Annotated in this window: 18 protein-coding genes; 9 read left to right on the top strand and 9 right to left on the bottom strand. The window is 62.4% G+C overall.

The annotated features are described in order from the left end of the window. Positions 1-156: 156 nt before the first annotated feature. Positions 157-1,176 carry a DUF1254 domain-containing protein gene (locus ACIQUB_RS18920; RefSeq protein WP_113237493.1) on the top strand — a complete coding sequence of 340 codons (1,020 nt, stop codon included), beginning with the start codon at positions 157-159 and terminating at the stop codon, positions 1,174-1,176. 157 nt (positions 1,177-1,333) lie between these two features. Here the strand turns inward: ACIQUB_RS18920 and ACIQUB_RS18915 are convergent, their stop codons facing one another. From ACIQUB_RS18915 to ACIQUB_RS18895, 5 genes are all read right to left on the bottom strand, one after another. After that, complete coding sequence (locus ACIQUB_RS18915) at positions 1,334-1,807, bottom strand: nuclear transport factor 2 family protein (RefSeq protein ID WP_113237485.1); 474 nt, start codon at positions 1,805-1,807, stop codon at positions 1,334-1,336. A 104-nt stretch (positions 1,808-1,911) separates the two neighbouring features. Further along, positions 1,912-2,238, bottom strand: coding sequence for a nuclear transport factor 2 family protein (locus ACIQUB_RS18910; RefSeq protein ID WP_113237484.1), 327 nt, complete (start codon positions 2,236-2,238; stop codon positions 1,912-1,914). Positions 2,239-2,251: 13 nt separating this feature from the next. Next, a complete protein-coding gene (locus tag ACIQUB_RS18905; protein ID WP_113237483.1) occupies positions 2,252-3,235 on the bottom strand; it encodes a saccharopine dehydrogenase NADP-binding domain-containing protein in 984 nt (327 codons plus the stop codon). A gap of 1 nt (position 3,236) precedes the next feature. Continuing rightward, complete coding sequence (locus ACIQUB_RS18900) at positions 3,237-3,632, bottom strand: VOC family protein (RefSeq protein ID WP_113237482.1); 396 nt, start codon at positions 3,630-3,632, stop codon at positions 3,237-3,239. Between the two features lie 15 nt (positions 3,633-3,647). Further along, a complete protein-coding gene (locus ACIQUB_RS18895; RefSeq protein ID WP_113237481.1) occupies positions 3,648-4,391 on the bottom strand; it encodes an SDR family oxidoreductase in 744 nt (247 codons plus the stop codon). Positions 4,392-4,527: 136 nt separating this feature from the next. On the opposite strand from ACIQUB_RS18895, the gene ACIQUB_RS18890 reads away from it, so the two are divergent. The 3 genes from ACIQUB_RS18890 (at position 4,528) to ACIQUB_RS18880 (ending at position 6,329) form a co-directional block, all read left to right on the top strand. Then, positions 4,528-5,409, top strand: a complete 882-nt coding sequence (locus ACIQUB_RS18890) for an AraC family transcriptional regulator (RefSeq protein ID WP_113237480.1) — start codon at positions 4,528-4,530, stop codon at positions 5,407-5,409. A 201-nt stretch (positions 5,410-5,610) separates the two neighbouring features. Next, positions 5,611-5,877: a DUF2277 domain-containing protein gene (locus tag ACIQUB_RS18885; protein ID WP_113237479.1), complete on the top strand. Its 267-nt coding sequence runs from the start codon at positions 5,611-5,613 to the stop codon at positions 5,875-5,877. 14 nt (positions 5,878-5,891) lie between these two features. Continuing rightward, positions 5,892-6,329, top strand: a complete 438-nt coding sequence (locus tag ACIQUB_RS18880; protein ID WP_111563435.1) for a VOC family protein — start codon at positions 5,892-5,894, stop codon at positions 6,327-6,329. Positions 6,330-6,385: 56 nt separating this feature from the next. On the opposite strand, the gene ACIQUB_RS18875 is transcribed toward ACIQUB_RS18880, so the two are convergent. After that, the gene (locus ACIQUB_RS18875; RefSeq protein WP_113237478.1) at positions 6,386-7,309 is read right to left on the bottom strand and encodes a LysR substrate-binding domain-containing protein; all 924 of its coding nucleotides are present in this window, start codon (positions 7,307-7,309) and stop codon (positions 6,386-6,388) included. Positions 7,310-7,430: 121 nt separating this feature from the next. Between ACIQUB_RS18875 and ACIQUB_RS18870 the strand changes: the two genes are divergently transcribed. After that, the gene (locus tag ACIQUB_RS18870) at positions 7,431-8,171 is read left to right on the top strand and encodes an SDR family oxidoreductase (protein ID WP_402931307.1); all 741 of its coding nucleotides are present in this window, start codon (positions 7,431-7,433) and stop codon (positions 8,169-8,171) included. A 68-nt stretch (positions 8,172-8,239) separates the two neighbouring features. Here ACIQUB_RS18870 and ACIQUB_RS18865 read toward each other — a convergent pair whose 3' ends face one another. The 3 genes from ACIQUB_RS18865 to rpsU (ACIQUB_RS18855) all read right to left on the bottom strand — a co-directional run bounded on the left by ACIQUB_RS18865 (position 8,240) and on the right by rpsU (ACIQUB_RS18855) (position 10,128). Then, entirely contained in the window at positions 8,240-9,421 is a 1,182-nt protein-coding gene (locus tag ACIQUB_RS18865; RefSeq protein WP_113237476.1) for a TadE/TadG family type IV pilus assembly protein, read from the bottom strand. Between the two features lie 208 nt (positions 9,422-9,629). Beyond that, positions 9,630-9,854 carry a hypothetical protein gene (locus ACIQUB_RS18860; protein ID WP_112982644.1) on the bottom strand — a complete coding sequence of 75 codons (225 nt, stop codon included), beginning with the start codon at positions 9,852-9,854 and terminating at the stop codon, positions 9,630-9,632. 34 nt (positions 9,855-9,888) lie between these two features. Next, positions 9,889-10,128: a 30S ribosomal protein S21 gene (gene rpsU, locus ACIQUB_RS18855; protein WP_018899825.1), complete on the bottom strand. Its 240-nt coding sequence runs from the start codon at positions 10,126-10,128 to the stop codon at positions 9,889-9,891. Positions 10,129-10,832: 704 nt separating this feature from the next. On the opposite strand from rpsU (ACIQUB_RS18855), the gene rpsU (ACIQUB_RS18850) reads away from it, so the two are divergent. The 4 genes from rpsU (ACIQUB_RS18850) (at position 10,833) to ACIQUB_RS18835 (ending at position 15,008) form a co-directional block, all read left to right on the top strand. Beyond that, complete coding sequence (gene rpsU / locus ACIQUB_RS18850) at positions 10,833-11,048, top strand: 30S ribosomal protein S21 (protein ID WP_018899827.1); 216 nt, start codon at positions 10,833-10,835, stop codon at positions 11,046-11,048. A gap of 134 nt (positions 11,049-11,182) precedes the next feature. Further along, on the top strand, positions 11,183-12,040 hold the full coding sequence (locus tag ACIQUB_RS18845) for a tetratricopeptide repeat protein (RefSeq protein ID WP_402931303.1): 858 nt from the start codon (positions 11,183-11,185) through the stop codon (positions 12,038-12,040). A gap of 32 nt (positions 12,041-12,072) precedes the next feature. Beyond that, positions 12,073-13,134, top strand: coding sequence for an FAD-dependent oxidoreductase (locus tag ACIQUB_RS18840; protein WP_113237474.1), 1,062 nt, complete (start codon positions 12,073-12,075; stop codon positions 13,132-13,134). 215 nt (positions 13,135-13,349) lie between these two features. Further along, complete coding sequence (locus tag ACIQUB_RS18835) at positions 13,350-15,008, top strand: sensor histidine kinase (RefSeq protein WP_402931500.1); 1,659 nt, start codon at positions 13,350-13,352, stop codon at positions 15,006-15,008. Positions 15,009-15,072: the final 64 nt, after the last annotated feature.

The raw sequence follows: 15,072 nt of genomic DNA, 5'->3' as shown, positions 1-15,072 counted from the left end.
TGGCGGATGTGGCCGGCAGCTTTGCGCCAATAGCGGTCATTTACGGGCGCGCTTACCGTTGCGTACTTACGCCGGTTTTGCCTCCATGACATCGTTCCGTCGTCGCATAGCGCGGTGATGCCTGCCGCCAAGCTGCGGCGCTCGACGGAGGTTTGGATGATAACGATTTCGAAGATGGTGTTTGCAGGCCTTTGTCTGGTGGCGAGCTCAGTGCTGGCCGATGACGGTACAAGGGTGACCCCCGACAACTTCGTTCGGGCGGAAAGCGATATGTACTTCGCGGTTTCTGCCAAGGAAGCCGGCATCGGCAAGATCTTCCATCGTCGCGAACCCTTCGACGTGGAGCACCAGACGGTCGTGCGTGGCAACCGTGATACCTTGTATTCCAGTGGCGTCTTTGATCTTGATGCCGGTCCCGTGACGATTACCATGCCGGATGCGGGCAATCGCTTCATGTCGTTGATGACGGTCAACCAGGATCACTATGTGACAGGCGTCTATCACGGCGCGGGGAGCCACACGCTCACCAAGGACGCCACCGGCTCGCGGTACGTCTTTGCGGCAGTTCGCACCCTGGTCGACCCCGGCAAGGAAGGAGATGCCGACGAGGTTCACAGGCTCCAGGACGCGATCAAGGTAGAACAACCCGGTGGTCCCGGCAAGCTTGAGCTGCCCACTTGGGATAAGGCCAGTCAGGACAAGGTGCGCAGCGCGCTCTTGGCCCTCAACGCCACCATGGACAGCTTCAACCGGGCGTTCGGTAGCAAGAATGAGGTTGATCCCATCAATCACCTGATCGGGACTGCAGCGGGGTGGGGTGGCAATCCCGACAGCGAGGCAACCTATATCGCCGTCACACCGGAAAAGAATGATGGGACAACAATCTACACGCTGCACGTTCCTGCGGATGTACCCGTCGATGGCTTTTGGTCGGTTAGCCGCTACAACAGCGAAGGCTTCTTCGTTCCCAATCCGCAGAAGGCTTATTCGGTCAACAATCTGACCGCCGCCAAGGACATAGACGGAGGGATTACGATTCAGTTTGGCGGCTGCAACGGCAAAGCTTCGAACTGCCTGCCTGTCGAGGCCGGGTGGAATTACACCGTCCGGCTGTATCAACCACAGCCGAAGGCTCTGGATGGAACCTGGAAGTTTCCCGAACCACAACCGCATTGATCATTGCGTTAAATCGCAGGTACGCGAATGGCCGCAATGGGCCGACGGCGGTCTCCGTTTAGCGCCAAAAGCCGACATCGCACTACCCTGTCGCGATATGCTGCTGTGCGGCGGAGACAATGTCGCGCCACCGCCCTCCCTGAGCACACAATAGAGGCTAGATCCCGGAAAGAACTCCGATGTCGCCGGAGCGCCAGATATTATCGACCGTATTGCGGGTGATGACCCAGATGTCGCCGCTCCTCTTCAGCTCGACGTCGTAGCGGTTCTTCATCAGGTAATGACGCGAGGGATCGCTGCGGGGAACGTGCTGTGCTTCGACCAGAACATCCATGCGTGCCGTGTCGCCATCGATCGTCACCCGCGGATTGCTGACGGAATGCGTGGTGTCCAGGGCAGCGAGCGATGTCGTCAACGCCGAGACAATGACATCCCGGCCCTCGATAACAGGATACTCGAAGCCGGCTTTGGCAGCCGCCGGCCGGAAGTCGGAGACGGCATTCTCCGCCAGCGAGGAGGCGAGCAGATTGTTGTCGCGAAGATCGATGCCCGCGGCGAAGCGATAGAGGGCCTCGACGACGGCGAGCCGGTCCGCGGCATCCTGTGTGAACGATGACGATGTGTTGGTCATGAACGTGCTCCTTGTCGTGCCGGAGGCCTGCGGAACGCAGACCTTCCCCGGCATCGGCGCTGTGCGCCGATGGTTATGGTTTGATAGGACTGCTGGTTGGTGAGTTATTCGAGATCGGCGTCGATGCGCTCGATCAGGCCGGTGGCATTGATCGCGATCTTCAGGATGCCGGTCTCGTGTCCGAAATCGCCGGTGAAATCGAGCCGGACGCTCGAATGGAAGGTGTCCAGTTCTACCATGGATAGTAGCTTGCTGCTGGTGTTGTAACCGACGAAGAACCGATCAAGGTATTGGCGGACACCAGCGTGGCCAACAAAGGCGTCGCCGACCGAGATATCGTCGATGACGGCGTCGGCTGCGAACAGGGACAGTGCCGCTTCGACGTCGAAGGCATTGGCGGTCGCGATGAAGGATTCGACGAGCTTTTGCATAGTGCCGTCTCCCTCAGACATCGCTGATCGAGGTGTCGGCAACGGTCTGCGCGAAGCCGGCGCCGAACAGGGCTGCGGGCGTCTGGAAGCCGGGGCGGACTTCGCCCCCCAGAACGCGCCGCCCAGCCTCGGCTGCCGCCATCGCCGTGAACGTGTAGCCGTTGACCGTATCGAGGACGGAATGTGTGACCTTGCCATCCGCGTCGGTAACTTCGACGGATGCCTGGTAGCGGTTCGCCAGTCTCTCCTCTTCACTCGGTCCATCAGGGAGCGTCGAAAGGTCACCCTGCGGGAAACCGTCGCCAGTGACGTGCACAAAGGTCTCGACATCGGGAACGCCCGTCGCCCGCCAAATGGTGATAAGATCGGGCAGCGTCACCGGGAAGCAATCGACCGCGCCCTTGCCGAAATCGAATTTCCGAATGCCGTCGGCGGCAATGGCGACAAGCGCGCCGTCCACCCGCGCCAAGGTCTCGACGGTGACGTTCTCCATGGCGCTGATCGCCGATCCGCGTGACAGTCCGCCCGTCACATGCAGCGCGATCCCGATCTTGCGAGGGTGCTTCACACGCGACACCGCATGTCCCGCGAGACTCCCGAGCATGGCGACGCTTCCGCCGCCGCCCGGCATGAGCATGACACCTGCAGCCTTCGCGTCGTCGTCCAAAGTCTCGGCCAGACGATAGCTGTCGAGTTCGGCAGCCGTGTCGAGATAGTGGATACGGTTGCGAATAGACGCCTTCATCAGCGCATCGGCGGTGCGCATGAATGGTCCTGCGCAGTTCAGGAGGACGGAGATTCCGGCCAGACCGGCATCGATCGCTGCAGCATCGTCGAGACCAAAGACGCGGTATCCGACGCCGAGTTCTGCAGAGAGCTTGGAGAGGCTCGCTTCGTTGCGGCCGGCGAGAACGATGGGCGTACCTGCCGCTTTCGCATGCTCGGCCGCCATGCGGCCGGTATAGCCGGTCGCGCCGTAGATCATCAGTTTTGTCATTTTAGTGCTGCCATTCCTTGTAGACGAATTCGAGGCTGTAGCCGTCCGGATCGCGGACCTGGGCGGCGTAGTAGCGGGGGTCGTAATGGAGCTGTGGTCCCGGCGGATGGAGCTCCGAGGCGCCGGCCATCATGGCGGCGGCGAAGGCTGCATCGACCTCAAAGGTGCCATCGGCGACGAAGCCGACATGAGTTGCGCGGCCTTCGACCACGCCTTTGCGCAGCCAGAAGAACACCCGGCCGTTCGCGCCGAACCCTTTCAGATCCGGATGTCCGGGTGGGCCGTCCTTCCCCTCGTAGTCATGGGCGTGAACGATGCCGAGCGGGGTCAGCGCCGCCTCGTAGAAGGCGATCGAGCGATCGATGTCGCTGACGGAAATGAAGACATGGTCGAGCATATTGCTCTCCGCGGTTCAGATGATGTAGCCGCCCGCGACCTCGATGTTCTGGGCGTTGATCCAGCGGTTTTCCGAAGACAGCAGGCTGGCGACGACGCCACCGATCTCTTCAGGCTCGCCAACGCGGCCAAGTGCCGTCTGGCCTGCCAGCATCGCCTCGAACTCGTCGTTCAGGCCGCCGCCGAGTTCAGTGCGGATTGCGCCGGGCGCGATCGAGTTCGCCCGGATGCCCCGCTCGCCGAATTCCTTGGCCATGTAGCGGGTCAAAACTTCCAGACCACCCTTGAAGGAGGCATAGGGGGCGACGCCTGCCGTCGCCACGCGCGAGGTCGCACTGGTGATATTGATGATCTGGCCGCCGTCGGCCATCAGCGGCAGCAGGATCTGGGTCAGAAAAAACGGCCCCTTCAGATGGACGTTGAACAGCCCGTCGAACTGTTCTTCCGTAACAGTCGCGATCGGATTGAAGAGCCCGTATCCGGCATTGTTGACGAGATAATCGAAGTCGTCCCGGCCGAAGACGGACCGCAGTTCCGATGCGACAGCGTCGCGAAACGCCGGAAACGCGCCGATGTCGCCGACATCGAGTTTTAGGGCAACGGCCTGACCGCCAATCTCCAAGATTGCCTTCACGACATCCTGCGCCTTTGCAGGGTTGCTGTTGTAGGTCACGACGACACCCATTCCTTTGCGGGCGCATTCGATGGCTGTGCTGGCTCCGAGACCCCGGCTTGCCCCGGTGACGATGACGATCTTCATGGCTGTTTCCCTGTCCGTTTGCTGTGCCCTGAAGCTAGGCCTGTGCCGTCTCGCCCGCTCACCTATTCCTCTCCGAAGCTTGCCTATTTCTGCTTCCCTGTTGCGGACGCGGTCCTGACATGCCACGGTCGCTTCCATGGAAAAACAACTTCAGGAACTGCGTGGCCTGGCCTCTTCGGCGGAAAACCGCCGCACGGAAACGGGAATTCCCCGCGTCGCGATGGTTCAGGGCGAGATTCCGGAGCATCGGCTCTCGGCCGTCTACGAGCCGATGATCAACCTGATCCTGACCGGGTCGAAGACGATGACGGTCGGCGAGCGGACTTTTGCCTACGACCCGGCAACGTATTTCGTCATGTCGGTCGATCTTCCCGCGGTGGGGTCGGTTCACCCTTCGGTGGCAGGAGAACCCTATCTCGCGGTCAGCCTGACACTCCACCCGCCGACGGTTGCCGCCCTCATCAGCGATCTGCCCGTGCAGGTGTGCAGCAAGCTGTTCGGCTCCGGTTTCTCCGTCGCGCCGGTCAACGACGAGTTCCTCGACGCCTGGGTGCGGATGCTCCGGCTGATGGACCGTCCGGACGAAATCGCCGTGCTTGCGCCTGCCTACGAGCGTGAGATCCTCTTTAGGGTACTGCAGGGCCCGCTGGGCTGGATGCTGCGCGACATTGCCGCGCCCGATGCGGCACTGTCGCGGATCGGCGTTGCGATCCAATGGATTCGAGAAAATTTCGCCAAGCCCCTGAGGGTCGAGGCTCTCGCGGAGATGGCGGCGCTCAGCGTCTCGGCGTTCCATCGACATTTCAAGGCCATCACGGCGCTGAGCCCGATCCAATACCAGAAGCAGGTCCGGTTGCTGCATGCGCGCAGGCTTTTGATGGCCGGAGAAGGAACCGCAACGTCGGTCGCTTTCGGCGTTGGTTATGAAAGCCCGAACCAGTTCAGCCGGGAATATGCAAGGCAGTTCGGGCTACCACCCTCGAAGGATGTCGTGCGTCTTCGGGGCGTGGCTGGATGACGAGCACCTCGGCCGGGATGTGGTAATCCCAACAACCGCTTCGGGCCGAAGGCAACCCCAGCCCCGGCTCTATCGACAACGAGACTACAGTGCCACCGGCATCGCCCATGCCATCCGTTGCAATCGCCGCCTCTTCGCCTAGCTTTCCCTGTAGATCACGCCCCACAACCGTGCGGCAATGACGAGAAAGGGAGGCAAGGCATGTGCCGGAATATCAAACCCCTGTTCAATTTCGACCCGCCGGCAACGGACGCGGAAATCCATGATGCGGCGCTCCAGTTCGTGCGCAAGCTGAGCGGCACCAACAAGCCGTCGAAACGCAACGAGGAAGCCTTCGAGGCCGCCGTTGCGTCGATCGCCGCCTGCGCCCGTGAATTGCTGGACACGCTGGAAACCTCGCAGCCGCCGCGCGACCGCGAGGAGGTGGCCGCCAAGGCGCGCGCGAAATCAGCACTCCGGTTTGCGTGAGGGAGGCAGGGCGTATGGCAGTCAAGCGTATGGACAATGTCGGCATCGTCGTCGACGACCTCGATGAGACGATCGACTTCTTCCGCGAACTCGGCCTTGAGCTGGAGGGCCGCACAATGGTCGAGGGAGAGTGGGCCGGACGCATCACCGGGCTCGGCGATCAGCAAGTCGAGATCGCCATGATGCGCACGCCGGATGGCCACAGCCGCCTCGAACTCTCCCGCTTCATCTCGCCTGAAATCATCGCCGATCACCGCGACGCACCGGTCAACGCGCTCGGCTATCTCCGCGTCATGTTCGCCGTTGAAGACATCGACGACACGCTCGAACGGCTCGGCAAACGCGGCGCCCGGCTCGAAGGCGAGCTGGTGCAATATAAGGACGCCTACCGGCTCTGCTACATCAGGGGTCCGGGCGGGCTGTTGATCGGCCTGGCGCAGGAACTAGACTGAGGGAATCGATCGCTGCACAGAGCCGTCGCCACACCGCCTCAAGCCAGCCATTCCCCTCACTCTCCCGGCGTCCACCGCACCTCCGAAACCTCGCGCGCCACATCCGCGATCAGCGAGCGCAGCCAGCGGTGGGCGGGGTCGTTGCGGTGGCGGACGTGCCAGGCGAGATCGACGGGGAAGCTGCCGAGATCGACGGGCGCCGGCACGATCTTCAGCCTGGGGTCAGCCGCCAGGTGCCGGCAGATCAGCCGCGGCAGCGTCGCGCAATAATCGGTAACGGCGATCATCTCCGGCACGGCGAGGAAATGCGTCACCGACACCGCCACCTCGCGCCTTAGCCCCCGTTGCTCCAGCGCCTGGAACAACCCGACGCGCAAGCGGCCATGGGGCACGACGTTGACATGCCGCATCCGCTCGTACTGCTCCTTCGACAGGCTATCGGAGACCTCGGGATGATCGGCCCTGATCACGCAGGCGAGCCCCTCATCCATCAGATGCTGCACCACCAGATTGTCCGGCGGCTCGACGATGCGGCCGAGCACCATGGCCGTCGTGCCAGACATGACACCGGTCTCGATGAGGTCGTTGCCATAGGGCGTCAGCCGAAGCCTGATCCCCGGCGCCGTCTCGCGCAGCCTCGCGACGATGGCGGGCATCAGCACATATTCGACATAGCTGTTGGGCGCGATGGTGAAGGAGAGACCGGCCTCAGCGGGATCGAACTCCTGCTGCCCCAGCACCGCCCCGTCGATCGCCGCCAGCGCGGTGGCGATCACGGGCGCCAGCTCCAGCGCCATCTGCGTCGGCTGCATCCCATAGCGCTCGCGCACGAAGAGCGGATCGCGCATGACGACCCGCAGCCGCGCCAGCGCATTGGAGAGCGCCGGCTGGGTAATGCCCAGCCGGTCGGCGGCGCGCGTGACATTGCGCTCTTCCATCAGGGTCACGAAGACGGGGAGCAGATTGAGGTCGTATCGCATACAGTTATAATGCACGGTGAATATCTAGGATCAAACAAATAAATTTCTGAAATATCGCCGCCGAGCGCATGATCCCGTCATCGAAGGCCGACACAGTCTGGCTGAAACAGGGAGAACGATCATGAGTGAGAACATCAAGGGCAAAGTCGTACTCATCACCGGTGGCAGCACCGGCCTCGGCGCTGAAACCGCGCGCCATCTGGCAGCCAACGGCGCCCGCGTCGCGATCGCGGCCCGCCGCAAGGACAAGCTGGATGACGTCGTCGCCGAAATCACCAAGGCCGGCGGCGAGGCCCGCGCCTACCAGCTTGACGTCGTCGACAAGAACCAGGTCAAGCAGGTCACCGACGCCGTGATCGCCAATTTCGGCACACTGGATGTGCTGATCAACAATGCCGGCATCATGCCGATCCGTCCGATGGCCGAGGTCAACACCGAGGAATGGGACGCGATGATCGACGTCAACATCAAGGGCACACTCTATGGCATCGCCGCTGCCCTGCCCTTCTTCCTCGAAAAGAGCCGCGGCCACATCATCAACCTGAGTCCGGTTGCCGGCATCAAGGTTTTCGCGCCGGGCGGTACCGTCTATTCCGGCACCAAGTTCGCCGTCCGCGCCATCTCCGATGGTCTGCGCCAGGAAGTCGGTGCCAAGGTTCGCGTCACCTCGATCGAGCCCGGCGCCGTCGACAGCGATCTCAAGCACAACACCACGGGCACCGCGCAATCGACCGTGCTCGATTTCTACAAGATCGCCATTCCGGCAAGCGCGGTGGCCCGCGCCATCGCCTATGCCATTTCACAGCCTGATGATGTCGATATCAACGAGATCGTCCTGCGCCCGACCGCCCAGGATTTCTGATCTATTTAATGACGTGACGATGCAGCGGCTCGCCTCTCCGGAAAGGAGCGGCGAGCCGTTTCTGTTTATCAGTTGGTCAGCCGGCTCATCGTCTTGGTCGCCGCCTCGCCGATCGAGCTGAACGCCGCCGTCAGCGCATCCATGGTGTTCGGCTCGTAGTAGTTGGCGTCGGTAGAGGCGCAGAATTTCAAGAGCGCCTTGCCCTTGTCCGGCGCCATGAAGGCCACCGTATAGATCTTGATGCCGGCCGCCTTGGCGTTGGTGCACTCGTCGCGCACCGACTGGTCGAGCTTGCTCACCCAACTGCCGGTATCGCCCGTCATGTCGCCGTCGGTCATCAAGATGATGATGCGGTCGGAAGTGGTGTTGAGCTTTTTCGCCTGCTCGACGCTTTCCTTGTCCGTGCCATATGAGTTCTGCGCGATATTTGCATTCGCCGTTTTCACAGCCGCCGTCGCGTCCGTGCCGCTATTTCCTACGATTGTGATGTTCTTGACGTGGTCCCGCGCGCCGGCTGTGCCCCAGGCCATCGCCGATTGCCCCTTGATGCTGCTGGTATAGGAGATTGCCCCGCTTCGCACATAGCGAGGGGTCGGATCGTACTTGTCGAGCGAATCGAACAGCTTGCCCGCGGCACTCTTCAACGCGTCGATCTTGGCGTAATAGCCAGGCGGGGTGATGATGCAGATGCCGAGCAGAGCGAGCGTGCACTTCAAGCCGTTTACATCGTCGGCCATCGAGGTCGATGCATCGATCAAAAGCTCGATCGAGATGCCGTTCTTCGTCGTGCCTGAGCCGCTGGTGGTCTTGCTGCCGGCAGACACGGTTTTCGTATTGCCAGCCATAAGCGCGCTCAGCGGCGACAGCGTCACCGGCATCGACGCATTGACAGCAACCACGAAATTCTTGCCGGCTGCGGTGGTCGTCGTCGTGATCGAGACCGTGGCTGCTTGCTTGGCGGCCGCGGCGGCGGTGCTGCCGGCAATGCTGGCCACCTGGCCGGAGAGAAAATCGAGCCCCAGCGTCTTGCCTGACGTCTCGTCGGCGGTTCCCTTCATAAGCGCGGTCGAGACGGCCAGCGCCGACGCATCCGTCGCTTCCTGCAATTGGCGCTGCGACAGGGAGAGGTTAGCGGTATCGACCGCCAGCCCCGCGACGCCGACCAGAATGGGCAGCACGAGCGCGGTGGTGATGCCGAAGTTTCCATCTCGACGCCTCAGGAGGCGCTTTATGTCTTGAACGTACAGCATGCTCGAAAACGAGCACGCGGCGCAAAAGTGCCATCGCACGTTGAATCGAACTTAACCGGAGGTAAGCCTACCGAGAAGTCCGGGTCATTTTAGAACAGAGGAATAAACCACAGATCGGCGACACAGACCCAAAACGGCCCCATGCCGATGTGCATAATCAACCGATTGTCTGGGAGGAATGACGCGTGCCCGATCGGGCGCTCCGAGATCAGGAGGACGCGGTCTTGGACGTTGCCCGCTTTTTCTTCACGGGCTCGGCCTCAGGCGGGGCCTCGGCAGCGCGTTGCAGGCGGAGAGCCTTGAGCTTCTCCGTCTTCAATTCGCGAGCCGCGGCCTCGGCTGAAATGATCGCACGGGCCGTCGTGTCGGTCACGACAGCCTTATCGCGAGACGAGAGCTTGGCCTGATTGAAGAATTCATTGTCTGAAGTCATCTGTGCTCTCTACATCTAAGCGTTGGGCCAGCCTTTAGCGGGCCGGACGCACGGCCTTCTTCGGTGCAGGAAGCAGACCTTCGCGCTGCAGCTTCTTGCGGGTCAGCTTGCGCTGGCGGCGAACGGCTTCGGCCTTTTCGCGCACGCGCTTTTCCGACGGCTTTTCATAAGCGCTGCGCGCCTTGAATTCGCGGAAGAGACCTTCGCGCTGCATCTTCTTCTTCAGGACGCGGAGCGCCTGGTCGACATTGTTATCCCTGACGAGAACCTGCAAATTGTATTCCTTTCTTGCGGCAACGGATTGCCGGTTTTTGACGAACCGAAAACTGTTCCTGTCCTTGGCTGACTAAGCTAGGCCGGGATGTCTTGGCGGCAATCGTCGCGGTTTCGTGTCTGGCATCGAGGATGCCGGCTAAGTGGTGCCGAAATCGCCGCCGGCAACTTCGACAATCGAGACCAAGGCCCCGAAACGGTCTGAACTGCTGCGCCGGAGGATCGAAATCCTGAGGCGACCGGCAAAAAGCCGATCCTCGCAGCGATACCAATGATCACTTCCAATGCGAGGCATTTCCCGACAATTGCGTGCCGGGCATGATCGATTTTGAGAGGAGATCTGACGGAGCGATTGGGCTCTTTGACAAAGGTCACAAGCAATAGTCGATGGCGCAATTATAGTGCAAACGACAGCCGATGCAAGGAACGAACCGGAATTAGCCGCCAAGCCCTGCCGTCACGGGGCTTTCGGGCACCGCACCGGGCACTTGTGGCGTGATGCGAGGGGGAAAATACCTTTTGCGCCAATACGAGCCTGGATTGCAGGGTTTTTTCGGCTGAAACCCGCTGATCCATATGGACTTCGGCCAAGTGATCTGCTATCCCGCACACCAATCGCGAGGCGCTGCCGCGCGGAATGAACATTTTTTGCCTCTGTCATTGGGATGACCCAGGCATCAACCGAACCAAAGGAACGTGATTCTCGTGCAGGTACTCGTCCGCGACAACAATGTTGACCAGGCTCTCCGCGCTCTCAAGAAGAAAATGCAGCGCGAAGGCATTTTCCGCGAAATGAAGATGCGCGATTACTACGAAAAGCCTTCGGAAAAGCGCGCTCGCGAAAAGGCTGAAGCTGTTCGTCGCGTTCGCAAGCTGGCCCGCAAGCGCCTTCAGCGCGAAGGCGGAGTTGCTGCACGCTAAGGCGTTCCCGTCGTTATTTCGACGTTTTCAGATGCATGTTGGCGGGGGCGATCTGGTCGCCACCGCCTTTTTTGTTTGCTGCTTCGCCTGCCCGTCTCAAGACCGGCCGGCCGTAATGGGGAAAACGAGCCCGCATGGCTGATACGATGTTGAATGCCCGATCCTTGCGTTCGTCGACGAAAATGACCGCCCTGCTGGCGCTGGTCGCCGCTCTCGGCCTCGCCGGCTGCACCACGAACAGCACCTCCGATGCCGTCATCCGCATCGACAAGGCCCAGGGCTCGCAGGAAAACATCGCATCGCTGACCTCGGTCATCAACGCCAACCCGCGCGATCCCGAAGGCTACAACGTTCGCGGCTCCGCCTATGGTCGCGGCGGCGACTTCCGCGCGGCGCTGAACGATTTCAACACCGCCCTGCAGATCAACCCGAAATTCTACCAGGCCTACGCCAACCGCGCGCTCGTCTACCGCAACATGGGCCAGCAGCAGCAGGCGATCCAGGATTACAACACGGCACTGCAGATCAACCCGAACTACGACGTGGCTCTGATCGGCCGCGGCAACGTCTACCGCACCGCCGGCCAGGACGACGCCGCCTTCAACGATTTCAACAAGGCGATCCAGAACGGCACCACCGACGGCCGCGCCTACCACAATCGCGGCCTGATCTTCCAGAAGCGCAACCAGCAGGACAAGGCGATCGACGATTTCTCCAAGGCGATCTCGCTCTCGCCGAACTCGCCGGAACCCTATAACGGCCGCGGCATTTCCTACATCGCGCTCAACGACGACGACAACGCCTTCGCCGACTTCAACCACGCGATCGAGCTGAACGGCAACATCGCCGAGAGCTGGGCCAACCAGGCGCTGGTCTACGAGCGCCGCGGCGACAAGCAGAAGGCTGCCCGCTCCTATCGCCACGCCATCGGCCTCAGCCCGAAATACCAGCCTGCCAAGGACGGCCTCGCCCGCGTCAGCGCCGCCGGCTGATCCAGCCTAATCAGCGAAGGATGAAGACGACGATGGCTGCCAAACCGCATGTGATCGTCGTCGGCACCGGCATCATCGGCGCCTCCATCGCCTGGCATCTTGCCCGCGACGGCGCCAAGGTCACCGTCGTCGCCGAGGACAATGGCGGCGTGGCCACCCCCTGCTCCTTCTCCTGGATCAACGCCAGCTGGGGCAATCCCGAATTCTACTATCGTTTCCGCCGCCGCTCGATGGCCGAGTGGAAGAGATTGGCCGGCGAACTGCCCGGCCTGCCGCTCGAATGGTGCGGCAGCCTCTCCTGGGACCTGCCGCCGGAGCGGCTGGACGCCTTCATCGCGGAGCATGGCGCCTGGGGCTACGGCATCGAACGCGTCGATGGCGATGCGATCCGTAAGCGCGAACCCCATCTCGCCAATTGCCCCGACCACGCCGTGGTCGTTGCCGAGGAAGGCGCCGTCGAGCCGGTCGCCGCCGCCCGCATGATGCTCGCCGATGCCAAGACGCGCGGCGCAACCGTGATCGACGCCGCCGTGCGCGGGCTGCTGCGCACCGGCGAGCGCATCTCCGGCGTGGTGACGTCTGCGGGTGTGATGGAGGCCGATCATGTCGTGCTCGCCTCCGGCGCCGGCACCGCGCCCTTGACCGCAAGCATCGGCATCACACTGCCGATCGAAACACCCGCCGGCCTCATCGTCCACTCCCGCCCGCATGCAAGGCGGTTGAACGGCCTCGTCATGGCGCCGGAGCTGCACATGCGCCAGACATCGGAGGGCCGCATCATCGCCGGCAGCGATTTCGGCGGCGCGCAGCCGGGCGAGGACCAGCATGCGACGGCGCAAGCCCTGTTCGCCAAGGTGAAGGCCGCACTTACCGAAAGCCAGTCGCTCGCCATGGACGTCTTCACCGTCGGCTACCGCCCGACGCCGAAGGACGGTTTCCCTGTTATCGGCGACGTCTGCGAAGGCCTCTATATCGCCGTCATGCACTCCGGCGTGACGCTGGCGCCGCTGACCGGCCTGCTCGCCTCCAGCGAGATTTTGCAGGGCGAGAGCGATCCGATGCTCACGCCCTTCCGGCCCACCCGCTTCCTCTGACAGCGCGAGAGCACTGACCGAGAAATGCCTTCGGGTATGTTTTAGTGTGTTGCAAGCGATCCCCCCTGCCCCTAACATGCGACACGTTCGATAGCAGGCTATCGGGAATGTGATAGCGCGTTGAGGGCGGATATCGTGATTGAAGTCTCTGCTGTTACCTGTTGGAAACCTGTGTCCGCGGCCGTCTTCTCACGCGTCAGGCGGTGCCAGTGCCGATGAAGCGTAGCCTGCGTTTCTTCCCCAAGGCATCGATCGGTACCTACCTGATCGCGATGGCTGTTGCCGTGGCGCTCCCCATTTTCGCGCTGGTGGCGCTGCTGCTCGGCCAGCTGGAAGACAGCCAGCGTTCGATCCTGAAGCGCGAGACCGCGCAGGACGCGACCGCCCTTGCCCGCACCGTCGATCGCCAGCTGCAGGACATGGCGACAACGCTCAGACTGCTCTCGACCTCGCCAGAACTCGAGCACGACGATTTTGCGGCCTTCCATAACCGCACCGAAACCGCGATGCGCGCCGATACGCTCTACGTGCTGGCAGTGGACAAATCGGGCCAGCTCCTGCTGAACACCCGCGTCGATTACGGTACGCCGCTCGGCAAGGTGGCCAACATCCCATCCGTCGAATCGGTCCTGCGCTCCGGCCGCATCGAGGCATCCGACGTCTTCATGGGCCGTACCAGCGGCGAGTGGGTCTACAACGTCGCCATGCCGGTTAATGTCGGCGACGTCGCGGCCCTGATCGTCACGCAGAATGCCAAGGACCTTGCGAAGCTGGTCTCGACGGAGGGATTGGCGGCCGATTGGTCGGCGGCGATCCTGGACCAGAGCGGCCACGTCGTCGCCTCGGCGGGGGCCACCAGCCTCGCCTTCGGCAAGCCTTTCGATCCGCGCATCCTCCCCGAACTCATCAATTCGAGCGGTGTGTACGAAGACAGCGTCGTCATGCCGAAAGCCCTGCTCGGCTATGCGCAGATCCCCGGCTGGTCGTGGAAGGCCGTGGTCTGGGGGCCGGTCGCCACCGCCCAGGCCTCGATCCTCACGACATGGCGCTTCCTGATCATCGGCGGCATCGCGCTGCTTCTGGTCGCCATCTTCGGCGCCTACATCGTCGCCCGGCAGGTGCGCACCACCATCCGCGCCATCGCCGATATGGCCAACCGCATGGGCGAAGGCCATATCGTAGCGCCGATCGAAACCAGCGTGATCGAGGCCAACCGCGTGGCCGTGGCCCTCTCCAACGCCTCCTTCGACCGCAGCCAGACGGAAGACCGGCTGCATTTCGTCATGAACGAGCTCGTCCACCGCACCAAGAACCTGCTTGCGCTCGCCCAGGCGATGATGCGCCAGATCGCCCGACAGGCGAGCTCGGTCGAGGAATACCAGGCAGGCGTCGCCGACCGCCTCGAGGGGCTGGCGCGCTCGATCCAGCTTCTGACCAGCGAGCAATGGGCCGGCGCGTCGCTGCGCCGCGTCATCGACATCCACCTCGAAGCCTTCCCGCACGCCCTGCAGCAGATCGAGGTGACCGGCACCGATTTCATGTTGAAGCCCGAGGCCGTGCAGAACCTCGGCCTCACCCTGCATGAGCTCGCCACCAACTCGATCAAGTACGGCGCGCTCTCCGTCCCCCAGGGCCGCGTCCGGCTCTATTGGCAGAGCATCCAGGAAGACGAGCACACCGAGGAGATGCTCCGCGTCGTCTGGGACGAGCGCAACGGCCCGCCTGTCACAGCACCCGAGCGCTCCGGCTTCGGCACGACTGTCATCAAGAACCACGCCGCCGCCGCCTTCAGCGGCAGCGTCCATGTCGACTTCCGCCCGGAAGGTCTGCGCTGGGAACTGACGGCGCCGCGCCGCGTGCTGCAGCGCGACTGAAGCAATCCCCCCGCTACACGCGCATGAACGAAATCCGGGCGGTTACCCACCCGGATCCATCACT

It is taken from the genome of Rhizobium sp. NPDC090275 (assembly GCF_044772225.1).
GTDB lineage: Bacteria > Pseudomonadota > Alphaproteobacteria > Rhizobiales > Rhizobiaceae > Rhizobium.
Note: the sequence above shows the minus strand (reverse complement) of the source record. Positions and strands in the feature narration are given on the sequence as shown.